The 15,412-nt window shown below is 64.8% G+C and carries 10 protein-coding genes; 4 read left to right on the forward strand and 6 right to left on the reverse strand.

Features of this window, described 5'->3' with window-relative positions:
* Positions 1 to 19: 19 nt before the first annotated feature.
* Entirely contained in the window at positions 20 to 1,429 is a 1,410-nt protein-coding gene (locus P6U24_RS01095) for an MFS transporter (RefSeq protein ID WP_407157383.1), read from the reverse strand.
* 175 nt (positions 1,430 to 1,604) lie between these two features.
* Positions 1,605 to 2,531, reverse strand: a complete 927-nt coding sequence (locus P6U24_RS01100) for a LysR family transcriptional regulator (RefSeq protein ID WP_407157384.1) — start codon at positions 2,529 to 2,531, stop codon at positions 1,605 to 1,607.
* A gap of 110 nt (positions 2,532 to 2,641) precedes the next feature.
* Between P6U24_RS01100 and P6U24_RS01105 the strand changes: the two genes are divergently transcribed.
* A complete protein-coding gene (locus P6U24_RS01105) occupies positions 2,642 to 3,820 on the forward strand; it encodes a CaiB/BaiF CoA transferase family protein (protein ID WP_407157385.1) in 1,179 nt (392 codons plus the stop codon).
* Positions 3,817 to 4,767, forward strand: a complete 951-nt coding sequence (locus P6U24_RS01110) for a hydroxymethylglutaryl-CoA lyase (RefSeq protein ID WP_407157386.1) — start codon at positions 3,817 to 3,819, stop codon at positions 4,765 to 4,767. The genes P6U24_RS01105 and P6U24_RS01110 overlap by 4 nt, the downstream gene beginning before the upstream one ends.
* Here the strand turns inward: P6U24_RS01110 and P6U24_RS01115 are convergent.
* Positions 4,762 to 7,275 (reverse strand): heavy metal translocating P-type ATPase, encoded by a 2,514-nt coding sequence (locus P6U24_RS01115; RefSeq protein WP_407157387.1) that lies wholly within the window; start codon positions 7,273 to 7,275, stop codon positions 4,762 to 4,764. The two genes, P6U24_RS01110 and P6U24_RS01115, sit on opposite strands and share 6 nt — an antisense overlap.
* Before the next feature lie 52 nt (positions 7,276 to 7,327).
* Between P6U24_RS01115 and P6U24_RS01120 the strand changes: the two genes are divergently transcribed.
* Together P6U24_RS01120 and bamA are read left to right on the forward strand one after the other, a co-directional pair.
* On the forward strand, positions 7,328 to 7,603 hold the full coding sequence (locus P6U24_RS01120; protein WP_407157388.1) for a metal-sensitive transcriptional regulator: 276 nt from the start codon (positions 7,328 to 7,330) through the stop codon (positions 7,601 to 7,603).
* A gap of 734 nt (positions 7,604 to 8,337) precedes the next feature.
* Positions 8,338 to 10,851: an outer membrane protein assembly factor BamA gene (gene bamA, locus P6U24_RS01125; protein WP_407160728.1), complete on the forward strand. Its 2,514-nt coding sequence runs from the start codon at positions 8,338 to 8,340 to the stop codon at positions 10,849 to 10,851.
* A 1,014-nt stretch (positions 10,852 to 11,865) separates the two neighbouring features.
* On the opposite strand, the gene P6U24_RS01130 is transcribed toward bamA, so the two are convergent.
* The 3 genes from P6U24_RS01130 to P6U24_RS01140 all read right to left on the reverse strand — a co-directional run bounded on the left by P6U24_RS01130 (position 11,866) and on the right by P6U24_RS01140 (position 15,384).
* Positions 11,866 to 13,368 (reverse strand): ammonium transporter, encoded by a 1,503-nt coding sequence (locus tag P6U24_RS01130; RefSeq protein ID WP_407157389.1) that lies wholly within the window; start codon positions 13,366 to 13,368, stop codon positions 11,866 to 11,868.
* A 39-nt stretch (positions 13,369 to 13,407) separates the two neighbouring features.
* The gene (locus tag P6U24_RS01135; protein ID WP_407157390.1) at positions 13,408 to 13,746 is read right to left on the reverse strand and encodes a P-II family nitrogen regulator; all 339 of its coding nucleotides are present in this window, start codon (positions 13,744 to 13,746) and stop codon (positions 13,408 to 13,410) included.
* Positions 13,747 to 14,076: 330 nt separating this feature from the next.
* Complete coding sequence (locus P6U24_RS01140; protein WP_407157391.1) at positions 14,077 to 15,384, reverse strand: ammonium transporter; 1,308 nt, start codon at positions 15,382 to 15,384, stop codon at positions 14,077 to 14,079.
* Positions 15,385 to 15,412 lie beyond the last annotated feature (28 nt).

The following is a 15,412-nucleotide window of genomic DNA, read 5'->3' on the forward strand; positions in this document are numbered from 1 at the left end:
TTCGGCAAGGGCTGCGACCTCACGCCGCCAGCGGCTTGCCCCGCACATTGGGACCGAACACGGACATCGTCAGCACCACGATGATCATCGCAACGGTGATCAGGCCGAACACGCCGCCGACGCCCGCCTCACGCAGCGCGTAGGCGACGATGAAGCCGGAGAACATCGCGCTCACCCTGCTCATCGAATAGACCAGCCCGGACGCGCGGGCGCGGATCGCGGTCGGGAAGACCTCGGTCTGGTAGGCGTGATAGGCATAGGACATCGTCATGTTCGATGCCGTGACCAGCACGCCGCTCGCGATCAGCAGCGCCGGCTCGACGAACTGCGAGAAGGCGATGCCGAACAGCGAGATCCCGGCCGCGGCGCCGCAGATGATCCATTTGCGCTCGAAGCGATCGGCGAAGGTCGCAGCGAGCAGGGGTGCGATCGGATAGGCGAAGGCGATGATGAAGGAATATTGCAGGCTCTTGGTGACGGTGATGCCTTTTTCCAGCAGCAGAGCCGGCACCCAGTTGGCGAAGCCGTAGACGCCGAAGGCCTGGCAGAGGTTGAACACCATGAACAGGATGATGAGCGGCGCGTGAGCTGCGCTGAACAGGCTGCTCAGGCCGGCGGGGCGGACCATCGCCGACGGTCGTCCTTCGGCGAGGATCAGAGGCGATGTTGCTGCGCCGCTCGCGGCTTCGAGCTTGCGCAGCACGGCGATCGCTTCGGCCTCGCGTCCCTGACGGGCGAGCCAGAGCGGACTTTCCGGCACGAACAGCCGCAGCACCCAGATCACCATGCTCGCCGCTGCACCGATCAGGACCACCCAGCGCCAGCCATCGACGCCATAGAGCGACGTCGGCACCAGCCACCAGGACAGCGCTGCGACGGTCGGAACGGCCGTTAACATCACGGCCTGGTTGATCGCGAACGCCCGGCCGCGGATCCGGCTCGGCATCAGCTCGGTGAGATAGACGTCGATCGTGATGACCTCGACGCCGATGCCGATCCCGGCGAGGAAACGCCAGAACAGCACGCCAGCCGAGGTGGTTTGGCACGCCATCACCACCGACGCGGCGCTATAGGCGAGCAGGGCCCAGGTGAAGATCGCTCGCCGGCCGAAGCGGTCAGCCATGAAGCCGAGAAAGAAGGTGCCGACGAACAGGCCGGCGAAGGTCGCCGCGATGAAGGCACCGATCCCGGAAAAGCCGAAGAACGCCTGGGTCGTCGTGGTCAGCAGTCCGCTGCGGTTGAGCCCGGGTGCGATGTAGCCGGTGAAGAACAGGTCGTAGACCTCGAACCAGCCGCCGAGCGACAGCAGCACGACCAGGCGCCAGAGGTACGATGAGGTGGGCAGGCTCTCCAGGCGCCGCGAGATCTCGCTGGGCCCGGCCGGAGATGCCGAAAGATCAAGGTTCGTATCGAGCCCGACGGCGCTCATGATGATCCTCCCTGAAGGCGCCGCGGCTTTATGCTGCTGGCGTTGCCGGCCGCCCAATCTTGGTGAGGACGGACAGGCTCATCATGTTTGTGCGCAGGGTCGCTCGAAATCCAGACGAACATATCGAAGGACACGTTCGATAAAATCGAAGGCTCGCACCATCTCGGTGTCGGGCTCAGGACAGCAGCCTGGCCTTCCAGTTGCCTTGCTCGACCTGATCGGCAATCAGGCTCACGATCAGACGCCTCATCGCTTCCATCGCATAGGTCATGGGCCGGTTACGCAACCGGCAGAGATAGAGCGTACGCGTCAACGTCGGCTGCACGACCTCGCGTGCCACGAGTTGCCCGGCCGCGAGTTGCTCCCGCACGAACAGCTTGGTCGCGACCGCGCAGCCGAGACCGGCGAGCAGCGCGCCGGTCGTGCCACTGATCGAGTTGAGATGCAGAATGGCGTTGGCTTCCAGCCGCTTCAGCAGCACGGGGTCATCGAGCAATGCGCGCGAGGACAGGCCGTGCAGCAGCATGATCTGCGGCAGCTTGACCAGCTCGTCGAAGCTGATCGGCGCCTTGCTCTTGCCGATCAGCTTGGCCGTGCCGACGCAGAACATCTGCTCTTCCAGCACCGGTTCGGCAATGAGATCCTTGTCCGACGGAGGATTGTAGACCAGTGCCAGATCGACCTCGGAGGCCATCAGGTGCAACAGCGTTGCGCCCGACAGGCTCTCGGTGAGGGAGAGCCGGAGATTGGGATATTTCGTCAGCACCGTTTTCATCAGCGGCACGCCGATCGCCTTCATCCCCGAATTGGCCATGCCGATCGAGATGTCGCCGGCGATGCTGGCCTGGCCCTCCTTGATCTCTCGTTCGGCCGCGGCCATCGCGCGCAGGATGATGCGTGCGTGTTCATAGAGCCGCTCGCCGGCCGCCGTCGGCTCCATGCCGCGCGGCTTGCGTTCGAATAGCGGCGTTGCGAACTCGGCCTCTAGATTGGAGATGTGATGGCTGAGCGCGGATTGCGCGACGCTGGTCTGGTCCGCCGCCCGCGACAGGTTGCGCTGCTCATAGACCGCGATGAAATAGCGGAGCTGGCGGGAATCCATTTGCTGCAGTGCGTTCTAGAACGTCGAATGTATCGTTCAGGACTTTATAATTTTCAGATCGCAGCAGGAAGCCTAACTTCCGGAGCATCGAAAAACTGAGGGAACGTGCAATGGCGGAATCCGGCCTGCCGCTCGACGGCGTCCGAGTCGTTGAAATGACTCACATGGTCATGGGTCCGACCTGCGGCATGATCCTGGCGCAGCTCGGCGCCGAGGTGATCAAGGTCGAGCCGCCCACCGGCGACAAGACGCGGTCGCTGGGCGGGATGGGCATCTCGTTCTTTCCGCTGTTCAATCGCGGCAAGCGCAGCGTGGTGCTCGATCTCGCCAAGCCCGAGGATCGCGAGACCATGCACCGTTTGCTCGCGACCGCCGATGTCTTTCTGGAGAATTTCCGCGACGGCCAGCTGGAGAAGCAGGGGTTGGGCGCCGATGAGCTGCGGCGGCGTCATCCGCATCTGATCATCGCCGGCCACAAGGGCTTCCTGTCGGGTCCCTATGAGCATCGGCCGGCGCTCGACGAGGTCGTGCAGATGCTGTCGGGGCTCGCCACCATGACCGGCACCAAGGAGAAGCCGCAGCGCGTCGGCTCCTCGGCCAACGACATCATGGGCGGCATGTTCGGGGCCATCTCGATCCTCGCGGCGCTCTATCAGAAGCGCGCCGGAGCCGGGCAGGGCGCCAACATCCGCATCGGGCTGTTCGAAAACTGCCTGTTCCTGGTGGCGCAGCACATGGTCCAGTACGAGATGACCGGCGTGAAGCCGCCGTCGATGCCGGAGCGCGAGCATGCCTGGCCGATCTACGACATCTTCGAGACCGCAGGCGGTGAGCGCATCTTCATCGGCGTCGTCACCGAAGGGCACTGGCAGAGCTTCTGCCGCGAATTCGGTCTTTGCGAATTCCTCGACGATCCGGCCCTGCGCACCACGACCGATCGCATCCTGGCGCGGGCGCGCATCCTTCCGCGCGTCGCCGATGTCGTCAAACAATGGAACGCGGCTGAATTGTCGGCGAAGCTCGACGCGCTCAACATCTGCTTCTCGCCGATCAATCGTCCGGAGGACCTGTTCGACGATCTGCATGTGCTGCGGCCGGGCGGTCTCGTGAAAAATGTCGATGTGGAGGGCAAGCCGTTCCGCGCGCCGGCGCTGCCGGTCGAATGGAACGGCGCCCATCTGGGCGAGGGGCTGCTTGTGCCTGCGCTCGGCGCCGACACCGCGGCGCTCCGTGCCGAGCTCGACAGCGCGCCGGTAACAAACAACAAGCTCGCGGGAGGCCGCGCATGACCCGGGTGCGGCAGGTTTATCCGCAAGGGCAGGTGACGTTGCGCGAGGTCGGCCTGCGCGACGGCCTGCAGCTCGTGACGACGTTTCCATCGACGGCAGCCAAGCAGCGCTGGTTGCGCGAGGAATATGCCGCGGGCGTGCGCTGCTTCGAGGTCGGCTCGTTCCTGCCGGCCAAGACCTTTCCGCAATTTGCCGATGTCGGCGAGATGGTGGCGACCGTTGCTGCTCTGCCCGGCGCGCACGGCATCGCGCTGGTTCTGAACGAGCGTGGCGTTAATGATGCGCTCGCCTCCGGCGTCGCCGAGATCGCTTCGGTCGTGTCCGCGACCGAGGAGCACAGCCAAGCCAATGCGCACCGCTCGCGCGCCTCCGCAATCGAGAACATCAGGCGGCTCTGCGAGCTGCGCGATGCCAGCGCGCACAAGCCGATCGTTCAAGCGGGGATCTCGATGGCGCTGGGCTGCTCGATCTCAGGCGCGGTCGATCCGGACGAGGTGCTGCGGCTGGTCGAGCAATGCTTTTCGGCCGGTGCCGATGCCGTGGGGATTGCCGATACGGTGGGCTATGCCGGACCGAAGCAGGTCGGCGAATTGACGGCGGCTGCGGTCAAGCTTGCCGGATCGAAGCCGATCTGCGTGCATCTGCATGACACCCGCGGCATGGGCATCGCGAACGCGTCCGCCGCCCTCGATGCCGGCGCCCGTATCCTCGATGGCTCGCTCGGCGGGCTCGGCGGGTGCCCGTTCGCGCCAGGGACGACCGGCAATGTCGTGTTCGAGGACCTCGTCTTCCTGTGCGAGAGCAAAGGCTTTGCGACCGGCATCGACATCGCGCGGCTGGTCGCGGTTCGGCAGATCCTGCGTGAGGCGATGCCGGACGAGCCGCTTTATGGCGGGCTCGCTCGCGCTGGGCTGCCGCGCCCCGAGGGCCGCTTGAGCTCGCTATAGCTTTGCGACCCGCAGCCGCAGCGCGTTGCCGACCACGCTGACCGAGGACAGTGACATCGCCGCTGCCGCAATGATCGGCGACAGCAGGATGCCGAACGTCGGATAGAGGACGCCGGCGGCGATCGGGATGCCTGCGGCGTTGTAGATGAAGGCGAAGAACAGGTTCTGGCGGATGTTGCGCATCGTCGCCGCCGACAATTTGCGCGCGCGCGCGATGCCGCCGAGATCGCCCCTCAGAAGCGTGACGCCCGCACTCTCCATCGCGACGTCGGTGCCGGTGCCCATGGCGATGCCGACATCGGCGGCGGCCAGCGCCGGCGCATCGTTGACACCATCGCCGGCCATGGCGACGATCTTGCCCGATGCGCGCAGGCGCGCGACGACCGCGCTCTTCTGATCCGGCAGCACCTCGGCCTCGACCTCGGTGATGCCGATCTTGCGCGCCACCGCATTGGCCGTGGTGCGGTTGTCGCCGGTCAGCATGATAACTTTGATGCCGTCCTCGGCGAGCGCCTTCAACGCCTCCGGTGTCGACGCCTTGACGGGATCCGATATGGCGAACAGCGCGGCAATCCTGTCGTCGACCGCCATCGCGATGACGGTCGCGCCGTCGGCGCGCAGCCGGTTGCTCTCGGCGCCGAGCGTGTCGGTGACGATGCCGAGCGAGGCGAGGAAGCGCGCGTTGCCAAGCGAGACGGCTTTGCCATCGACGGTGCCGCGCGCACCCTTGCCGGTCGGCGCATCGAAGCCGGCGACGTCGCCAAGCGGGACGCTGCGCTCCTTCGCATGACGCACGATCGCATCCGCCAGCGGATGCTCGCTGGCGCGCTCGACACTGGCGGCGAGCCGCAGTACCCAGGCCTCATCAAAACCGCTTGCGGTAACGATCGCGGTGACCTTCGGCTTGCCCTCGGTCAGGGTGCCGGTCTTGTCGACCACGAGCGTATCCACCTTCTCCATCCGCTCCAGCGCTTCGGCGTTCTTGATCAGCACGCCAGCCTGTGCGCCGCGGCCGACGCCGACCATGATCGACATGGGCGTTGCCAGCCCGAGCGCGCAGGGGCAGGCGATGATCAGCACGCTGACCGCTGCAACGAGGCCGTAGGCCAGCCGCGGTTCGGGTCCGAATGCGTACCACGCGACGAACGCGACGATCGCCGCTGCGATCACCGCCGGCACGAACCAGCCGGCGACCTGATCTGCAAGTCGCTGAATGGGCGCGCGTGAGCGCTGCGCATCTGCGACCATCTGCACGATCTGCGACAGCAGCGTGTCGCGGCCGACCTTGTCGGCGCGCATGACGAAGCCGCCGGACTGGTTCAACGTGCCGGCGATGACGCGCGCGCCCTGTTCCTTGGCGATGGGCATCGATTCGCCCGTGACCAGCGACTCGTCGAGCGACGAGCGGCCTTCCAGGATGATGCCATCGACCGGCACCTTCTCGCCGGGCCGAACGCGCAAGCGATCGCCGACGGCGAGCTGATTGATCTCGACTTCGTGGTCGTGGCCGTCGTCACCGACGCGGCGCGCGGTCTTCGGCGCGAGCTGCAATAGCGCCTTGATCGCGCCTGAGGTCGCCTCGCGCGCTCGCAGCTCCAGCACCTGGCCAAGCAGCACAAGGACGGTGATCACGGCCGCCGCTTCGAAGTAGCTGGCCACCTCGCCGCCATGGCCGCGAAAGGTCGCCGGGAAGACTTGCGGCGCGACTGTCGCGATCACGCTGTAGGCATAGGCCACGCCGGTGCCCATCGCGATCAGCGTGAACATGTTGAGATTGCGCGTCTGCAGCGATTGCCAGCCGCGCACGAAGAACGGCCATCCGGCCCACAGCACGACTGGCGTCGAGAACGCGAACTGGACCCAGTTCGAAAGCATGGGCTCGACCGGGCCGTGGCCGATCAGGTGGCCGCCCATCTCCAGCACCACCACGGGGATGGCGAGCAGGGCGCCGATCCAGAATCGGCGCGTCATGTCGGAGAGCTCGGGGTTCGGCGCGTCGTCGAGGCTGACAACTTCCGGCTCCAGCGCCATGCCGCAGATCGGGCAGGTGCCGGGGCCTTCCTGGCGGATTTGGGGATGCATCGGGCAGGTGTAGATCGTGCCAGCCGGCATCGTCGGCGGTGGTTCTTTCTTCTCCAGATATTTTGCCGGATCGGCCGCGAATTTGGTGCGGCAACCAGCCGAGCAGAAATGGAAGGTTCGGCCATGATGATCGAAGCGATGCTTCGAGCCGGCCGGATCGACCGTCATGCCGCAGACGGGATCGAGTTCCGCGGGCCTGTCGCCGGAGCCATGAGGGGCGTGCGAACCGTGGCCGTGAGCATGGCCGCCGCAGCAGGCGGACGGCGGATCCAAGGCGGCGGACGTGGCATGCGAGCTGCAACAGGATTCAGAACCAGCTTCCGATGCCGCCTTTGCCACCTTGGGCGGCTCCGCTGCCTTTGATCCGCAGCCGCAACCGCCAGAATCGGCCCGACCGGCCCCGCGCGTGTGTTCGGTTTCCGGCATCGTGTCCTGCTCCGCACTTGTAACCTATACCCGGTAGGGGTATATAAGCGGGATGCGGAAAGACATCAAGTCGTCATGCCAGAAACGCCTGAGCCGGATCGAAGGTCAGGTCCGCGGCCTGTCCAAGATGGTCGAGGACGATCGCTATTGCATCGATATCGTCACCCAGATCTCGGCCGTGCGAGCGGCGCTGCGGCGGGTGGAGGAGGAGATTCTGCGCGATCACGTCGCCCATTGCGTCGAGCACGCGATCGCATCAGGCGACAAGGCCGACCAGCGGCAGAAGATCGCGGAGCTGATGGCGGTGATCGGCCGCTCAGACCGTTAGCCTGGGTGCAGGATCGTTTCAGCGCGCTCTCTGCAACCTCGCGCGCTTGCGGCAGGGCCATGTCATATGCCTGAAGAGGCCGGGCGGGCAGTCCTTGTGCGGCCATCCTTCGAGACGGCCGCCTCAAGCGGCCTCCTCAAGATGAGGGTCTTTCCGCGACGAAAGTCTCAAGCCTCATGGTGAGCGGGCGCCGAATGGCGCCGAATGGCGCCGTCGCCCGGACGATGCTTCGCATCGCCTGCCGCGCGAGCGCTGGCGAACAACTCTCATGATGCATCTGTGCGTGCGAATGAAGGGCGGCCCGGTGCGTCGGAATGATTTTGGGAATCTTTACGCACCGGGCCCTGGCCGAACTGCTTAGGGGCTCAGTTCGGGTGAGATGGAACATAGCAGCGCGGTTCTTTCGGCGTGTTGCCGCTTTCAGCAGATTTGTAGAATTTGATTTCGAAGCTCGGAAATTGCGGCGAAGCAAGGACCGCTGCTGATCGTCGCCATCGCGCAACACCGCGCTAAACGCGCAGCTTCCAGATGATCTTGCGCTCGCCGTCTGCATGACGGTGCTGAAAGTTTTCTAGCGGGAAACAATCCGACAAGCCCGGCATCATTCGACATCTGGCGAAATAAACTGGGCGCATACTGACCATCTTTCGCATGCATCACGCGGGCACGAGATCGTGCGTCGGCGGCGTCTGTCTGTTTGTCGCACGGGGAATGAGACGACCGAAAGAACCTCGATCATGCGTCTGACCTTGCAGGGCATGCTGGCCCTGATCATCCTCGCCACTCCGGTGATCGCGCCAACGTGGAGGGATGCCATTGCCGCGCCGGCGGCTGCGCGGAACGTCGCGGCCATCACGGTGGAAGGCAATCGGCGCGTGGAGGCCGAGACGGTTCGCTCCTACTTCAAGCCGGGTGCGAACGGAATGCTCGACGCTGCAGCGGTCGATGATGGCTTGAAGGCGCTGGTCGAGACCGGGCTGTTCTCGGATGTGAAGATCGATCGCCAGGGCGGCCGGCTGGTCGTGCGGGTGGTCGAGAACCCCGTCATCGGCCGTGTCGCCTTCGAAGGCAACAAGAAGGTCAAGGACGAACAGCTCTCGCAGGAGATTCAGTCCAAGCCGCGCGGCACGCTGTCGCGTCCCTTGGTGCAGTCGGACGCCCAGCGCATCGCCGAGATCTATCGCCATTCCGGCCGCTATGACGTTCGCGTCACGCCCGAGATCATCGAGCAGCCGAACAATCGCGTCGATCTGGTCTTCACCGTCGATGAGGGACAGAAGACCGGCGTCAAGACGGTCAATTTCGTCGGCAACAATGCGTTTTCGGCCTCCCGCCTGAAGGATCAGATCAAGACCCACGAGTCCAATCTGCTCAGCTTCCTCGGCGGCAATGACGTCTATGACGCCGATCGCGTCGAGGCCGATCGTGATCTGATCCGCCGCTTCTATCTCAAGCACGGCTATGCCGACGTGCAGGTGGTGGCCGCGCTCACCGAATACGACCCGGAGCAGAAGGGCTTTCTGGTCACGTTCAAGATCGAGGAAGGTCAGCAATATCGCGTCGGCGCAGTCGACTTCCGGTCCTCGATCGCGACGCTCGAGGCTACGTCGCTGAGCGGCTTCTCGCATGTCAGCATCGGCTCCCTCTATAATGTCGAGCAGGTCGAGAAGTCCGTCGAGGAGATGCAGATCGAAGCCTCGCGCCGCGGCTATTCATTCGCGGTGGTGCGTCCCACCGGCGACCGCAACTTCGAGGCGCACACCGTCTCGGTGGTATTTTCGATCGACGAGGGCCCGCGCACCTATATCGAGCGGATCAACATCGTCGGCAACACCCGCACCCGTGATTACGTCATCCGCCGCGAGTTCGACATCTCCGAAGGCGATGCCTACAACCGCGCCCTGGTCGACCGCGCCGAGCGCCGGCTGAAGAATCTCGACTTCTTCAAGGAGGTGAAGATCACCACGGAGCCCGGTTCGGCCAGCGACCGCGTCATCCTCCTGGTCAAACTGGAGGAGAAATCGACCGGCGACTTCTCGGTCTCGGGCGGCTACTCGACCACGGACGGCGCGCTGGCGGAGGTGTCGATCTCCGAGCGCAACTTCCTCGGCCGCGGCCTGTACGCCAAGGCATCGGTGACCTACGGGCAGTACACGCGAGGCGCCTCGCTGTCGTTCGTCGAGCCCTATCTGCTCGACTATCGTGTCGCGCTCGGCCTTGACCTGTATTGGCGTCAGCAGCTCGCCAACAGCTACACGAGCTACGGCGTGACCACGATCGGCTTCAGCCCGCGGCTCGGCTTCCAGCTCCGCGAGGATCTGTCGCTGCAGCTCCGCTATTCGATCTATGAGCAGCAGATCTCGCTGCCGTCCTATCTGCAGAACTGCAACAATAACTCCAGCAACAGCCTGCTCGCGTTCAACCCGACGCCGGCCTACATCGCAAACGTGCTCGGCGGTGTCGATCCGACCAACTCGACCAGCTCGGGCTATTACGGCTGGGGCTGCTACGCGGACGGCGAATCCACCCTGCCGGTGCGGATGGAGCTGGCGAACGGTGCGGCCTGGACCTCGATGATCGGCTACACGCTGAACTACAATACGCTCGACAACAACAAGAACCCGACCGACGGCCTCCTGATCGACTGGAAGCAGGATTTTGCCGGCGTCGGCGGCAACGTGTCCTATCTGAAGACCGCGATCGACGCGAAATATTTCACCCCGCTGGTGTCGGAGATCGTCGGCGTGGTCCACCTGCAGGCCGGCATGTTGAACCAGGTGGGCAATACGCAGCTTCGCATGCTCGACCAGTTCCAGATGGGGCCGAACCTGGTGCGCGGCTTCGCCTCGAACGGCATCGGCCCGCGCGACATCACCTATGCCAGCCTCGGTGTTACGGGCGATGCACTCGGCGGCACCAAATATTGGGGCGCGTCGGCCGAGCTGCAGATGCCGTTCTGGTTCCTGCCCAAGGAGGTCGGCCTCAAGGGAGCCGTCTATGCCGATGCCGGCTCGTTGTGGGGCTATCAGGGCCCGACCTCCTGGGCCGCGACCGGCGAGGTCAATTCCGCGGCCTGCAAATGCGGCCTGCAATATGACGACAGCCAGGTGGTGCGCTCGTCGGTCGGCGTCGGCCTGATCTGGGCCTCGCCCTTCGGCCCACTGCGCTTCGACTACGCAGTGCCGCTCACCAAGGGCAAATACGACGTCACCCAGGAATTCCGCTTCGGCGGCGGCACGTCCTTTTAACTCCACTCCGTCGTTCCGGGGCGCTTCGCGTCGCACGCCTCATGTTGACCACCGAGTGAAGTGCTGGCTCGCGCATCGGCGTCATTTGCGAGGAGCGATAGCGACGAAGCAATCCAGACGTTCTTGCGAAAGCACTCTGGATTGCTTCCTCCGTCGCCCTTCGGGCTATGGCGGACACGTCGCTTACGCTCGCAATGACGGCGCGAAGATTTGCGCATGCACCCCATGCGCAGATTGCCCGTCGGGTTACTTTGTCGCAGGCGCGCGCGCTTGCGTCGTCGGGCAAATCACGACGATCATCCTGCCCGTCCCGCCTCCACATGGAGGGGCGTATCGCGATCGTCACGAGACGTGGGAAGCGGGATGCGATGGACGCGACGTGCCGTCGTGCGTGGTCTCACGCATGGACGAACGACATGGCGCGGACGGCGAAGTCGTGTGGTCCCGGCATCCCGAAGCTGATGCCAAGCCGCGCCGATGATCGGCGTGGCGACGGTGGCCAAAAAGCCCGGTGCACCGAGGAGATCACGTATAAGTCGTAACACCATCGCGCAGGGAAGGCCGGATATTTGGCTGATCCTGTGGTTCTGCCGCGTGCTTTCTTGCTGCACGCGGACCGCGGGTATCAGTCGGTACCCGGTCTTCCCTGCGCCCTCTGTATGGAGAGGGTGATGAGATCAGCATAACTCGGACGCAACGCGCCGCGGGATGTCTTTGTGTGCTCGAAGGAAGCGACTGTGCAGCGCTATATGTTGCCGTCATGCCCCGCGCAGGCGAGGCATCCAGTACGCCGCAGCGTATCAATGAATCACCGCCGTCTCTGGGATACTGGATCGCCCGCCTTCGCGGGCGATGACAGCGGAGCATATCAATGGCTCGCGCCCACGCTCCGCGGCAGAAAAAGAAAGGGGCCCCAGCTTGCGCCGGAGCCCCTCAACGGTCAGGGCATTGCCGGGTATCTGCCCGAACCGAAGTTGTGGTCCGCCTCTCGTGAGAGGCGGGCCCCGGGAGAACTCAGTAGTTGTAGGCCCGCTCGCCGTGATCGGTGATGTCGAGACCCTCGCGCTCCTGCTCCACGCTCGGACGCAGGCCGATGATCACGTCGACGACCTTGTAGAGGATCGCCGAGCCGACGCCCGACCAGACCAGCGTCGCCAGCACCGCCTTGCCCTGCGCCAGCATCTGCGTGGCGAACTCGTAGGTGCCGGCATTGTTGCCGGTGATGTTGGTGTAGTCGGTGATCCCAACGCCACCGAGCGCGGGGTTGACCAGGATGCCGGTGCCGAGCGCGCCGATGATGCCGCCGATGCAGTGCACGCCGAACACGTCGAGCGCGTCGTCATAGCCGAACGAGTTCTTCACCGTGGAGACGAAGAACAGGCAGACCGGCGAGACGATCAGGCCGAGTACCAGCGCGCCGATCGGGCCGGCATAGCCGGAGGCCGGCGTGACGGCGACGAGGCCGGCGACCGCACCCGAGCAGATGCCGAGCAGCGAGGGCTTGCCCTTCACGGCCCATTCGCAGAGCAGCCAGGAGAAGGCCGCCCCGGCGGTGGCGAGCATGGTGTTGACGAAGGCCAGCGCGGTGGTCCCGTTGGCTTCGAGGTTGGAGCCGGCGTTGAAGCCGAACCAGCCGACCCACAGCAGCGAGGCGCCGATCATGGTCATGGTCAGCGAGTGCGGCGCCATCAGGTCCTTGCCGTAGCCGGTGCGCTTGCCGATGATCAGCGCGCCGACGAGGCCCGCGATGCCGGCATTGATGTGCACCACGGTGCCACCCGCGAAGTCCAGCGCGCCGGCGCCGGCGAGCCAGCCCACAGCGCCAGTGACTTCGTCAAGCTTGGCCTGCGCAGCCGTCTTGGCAGCGGCATCGGTGGCAGCGGCCACCGCCTTGGCGGCGTTGGCGACATCATCGGGAGCCGCGACGTACCAGACCCAGTGCGCGATCGGGAAGTAGATGAAGGTCACCCAGAGCAGGATGAACAGCATCACGGCCGAGAACTTGATGCGCTCGGCGAAGGCGCCGACGATCAGGGCCGGCGTGATCATCGCAAAGGTCATCTGGAACACGAAATAAGCGAGCTCCGGAATCACGACGCCGTTGGAGAAGGTCGCCGAGGTCGAGGAGGCGTCGATGCCGTGCATGAACGCCTTGGAGAAGCCGCCGATATAGGAGGTCATGCCGCCGCCATCGGAGAAGGCGAGCGAATAGCCGTAGAGGGCCCAGACCACGCCGACCATGGCGACAATCGCGAACACCTGGGTGAGGACCGAGGCCATGTTCTTGGTGCGGACCAGGCCGCCATAGAACAGCGCGAGGCCGGGCACCGACATCATCAGGACGAGCGCGCTGGACACCAGCATCCAGGCGACGTCGCCCTTGTTGGGAACGGGAGCGGCTGCAGCGGCTGCGGCAGGCGCGTCCTCCGCGAACGCCACGTCCGCGAGGCCTGCGACGCAGAGCCCTGCGATTGCGAGCGTGATCCACCCCGCGCTGGTTGGACGCTTAAACGTCATTTTATTCTACTCCGTGAATTGAGAAGGTTGAGCGCGAAATCAAAGGGCGGCAGCGTCGGCCTCGCCGGTGCGGATGCGCACGGCGTGCTCGAGGCTGATGACGAAGATCTTGCCGTCGCCGATCTGTCCGGTCTTGGCTGCGGTGGTGATGGCGTCGATGGTCTTGTCGACCTGATCGCTTGGGATCGCGACCTCGATCTTGATCTTGGGCAGGAAGCTCACTGCGTATTCGGCGCCGCGGTAGATCTCCGTGTGGCCCTTCTGCCGGCCATATCCCTTGACTTCCGTCACCGTGAGACCATGAACGCCGATGGCGGTCAGGGCATCACGGACTTCTTCGAGCTTGAATGGCTTGATGATCGCCATAACAATTTTCATGGGTCCTATCCCCGCTTGGGCCCGGCACGGACGTTACCGAGCGTTATTTCGACTGAGATTCACCACGCGGAGGGAAGCTTCACGACGCGGCCACAGCCGGGACCCCTAGAATCAAATGCCGTGCCAGATGGCGGGACCTGCCTAACGAACGGTGAACGCGAGGCTTTTCACAGTTTTGGCGGGGCCTGCCGACCTGCGCTATTCGGTCGCGCCTAAATAATGGGCATCGTTGCAAAATATGTAAGCAGGAGAGGCTTGGGGCGCCAAGCTGCTCACTCGGAGGGCAGTCTCCAAGGCACGGATCTGGTCAAATGATGTCAATGACTGCAACTACTGCAGCGCTTCGCCATGCTGGGTGATGTCGAGACCCTCGAGCTCGTGCTCGCGGGAGACGCGCAAGGGCACGAAGGCGCTGACCAGCTTGAGCAGGCCATAGGTCACGCCGGCCGACCAGACCAGGGTGACCGCGACGCCGTAGAGCTGGCTGAGCAGCTGCTGCGGGTGGCCTTCGAGAAGGCCCGCGACGCCGCCGATCGAGGAGGTCGCGAACACGCCGGCCAGCAGGGTGCCGATCAGGCCACCGATGCCATGGACGCCGAACACGTCGAGCGAGTCGTCGTAGTTGAAGCGGTGCTTCAGCCAGGTGCAGGCCCAATAGCAGATCAGCCCGGCAAGCACGCCGATGACGATGCCGTGCCAAGGCGCGACGAACCCCGAGGCCGGGGTGATGGTGCCAAGGCCGGCGACCGCTCCGGAGATCATGCCGAGCACCGAGGGCTTACGGCGGGCCGACCATTCGATCGCGCCCCAGGTGATGGCGCCGGCGCAGGCGGCAAGGTGGGTGGCGAGGATCGCCATGACAGCATGCGAATTGACGGCCAACGCCGACCCGCCGTTGAAGCCGAACCAGCCGACCCACAACAGCCCGGTGCCGACCACCGCGAGCGACAGGTCGAAAGGCGACAAATTGTCGGTTCCATAGCCGTGGCGGCGGCCCATCACCAGGGCGGCGACAAGCCCGCCGGTGCCGGCCGAGAGGTGCACGACGAGACCGCCGGCGAAGTCGATCACGCCCATCCTGGCGAGGAAGCCGCCGCCCCAGATCCAGTGCGCGAGCGGCACATAGACGAACACGAACCAGCCGACCGCGAACATCACATAGGCCGAGAAGCGCATGCGGTCGGCGACCGAGCCAGCCACCAGCGCCACCGTGATGATCGCAAAAGTCATCTGATAGAGCATGAACAGCGCTTCGGGGATGGTCTTCGCCGCCGGATGGACGCTGTCCATCCCAAGGCCGGCGAGAAAGGCGCGGTCGAGCGAGCCGAGCCAGGGACCGTCGCCGACAAAGCTCAGCGAATAGCCGAACGCCACCCACAGCAGCGAGATGATCATCACGGCGGCGAGGCTCTGCGCCATGGTCGCCAGCACGTTCTTCTTGCGCACCATGCCCGAGTAGAACAGCGCCAGCCCGGGGATCGTCATCATCAGCACCAGCGCGGTGGCGATGATCATCCAGGCGGTATCGGCAGCGTTGATCTCGGAGCTCGCCGCGAGGGCAGGCGATGCGAAGGTCAGGCCGCCGGCAAGGATGGCGACTGCGGCCAAGCGCGGGCCGCGAGACGAAGATGCCCCCATGACATTCCCCAACATGTCGTGATTGAAC

This window comes from Bradyrhizobium sp. STM 3557 (assembly GCF_045571465.1).
Lineage (GTDB): Bacteria > Pseudomonadota > Alphaproteobacteria > Rhizobiales > Xanthobacteraceae > Bradyrhizobium.

What these genes read in the sequence shown, in the direction of transcription:
- P6U24_RS01110 (WP_407157386.1), top strand. Translation starts at nt 3,817, where the DNA reads ATGACCCGGGTGCGGCAGGTTTATCCGCAAGGGCAGGTGACGTTGCGC.
- P6U24_RS01095 (WP_407157383.1), bottom strand. Translation starts at nt 1,429, where the DNA reads ATGAGCGCCGTCGGGCTCGATACGAACCTTGATCTTTCGGCATCTCCG.
- P6U24_RS01115 (WP_407157387.1), bottom strand. Translation starts at nt 7,275, where the DNA reads ATGCCGGAAACCGAACACACGCGCGGGGCCGGTCGGGCCGATTCTGGC.
- P6U24_RS01135 (WP_407157390.1), bottom strand. Translation starts at nt 13,746, where the DNA reads ATGAAAATTGTTATGGCGATCATCAAGCCATTCAAGCTCGAAGAAGTC.
- P6U24_RS01120 (WP_407157388.1), top strand. Translation starts at nt 7,328, where the DNA reads ATGCGGAAAGACATCAAGTCGTCATGCCAGAAACGCCTGAGCCGGATC.
- P6U24_RS01130 (WP_407157389.1), bottom strand. Translation starts at nt 13,368, where the DNA reads ATGACGTTTAAGCGTCCAACCAGCGCGGGGTGGATCACGCTCGCAATC.
- P6U24_RS01100 (WP_407157384.1), bottom strand. Translation starts at nt 2,531, where the DNA reads ATGGATTCCCGCCAGCTCCGCTATTTCATCGCGGTCTATGAGCAGCGC.
- P6U24_RS01140 (WP_407157391.1), bottom strand. Translation starts at nt 15,384, where the DNA reads ATGGGGGCATCTTCGTCTCGCGGCCCGCGCTTGGCCGCAGTCGCCATC.
- P6U24_RS01105 (WP_407157385.1), top strand. Translation starts at nt 2,642, where the DNA reads ATGGCGGAATCCGGCCTGCCGCTCGACGGCGTCCGAGTCGTTGAAATG.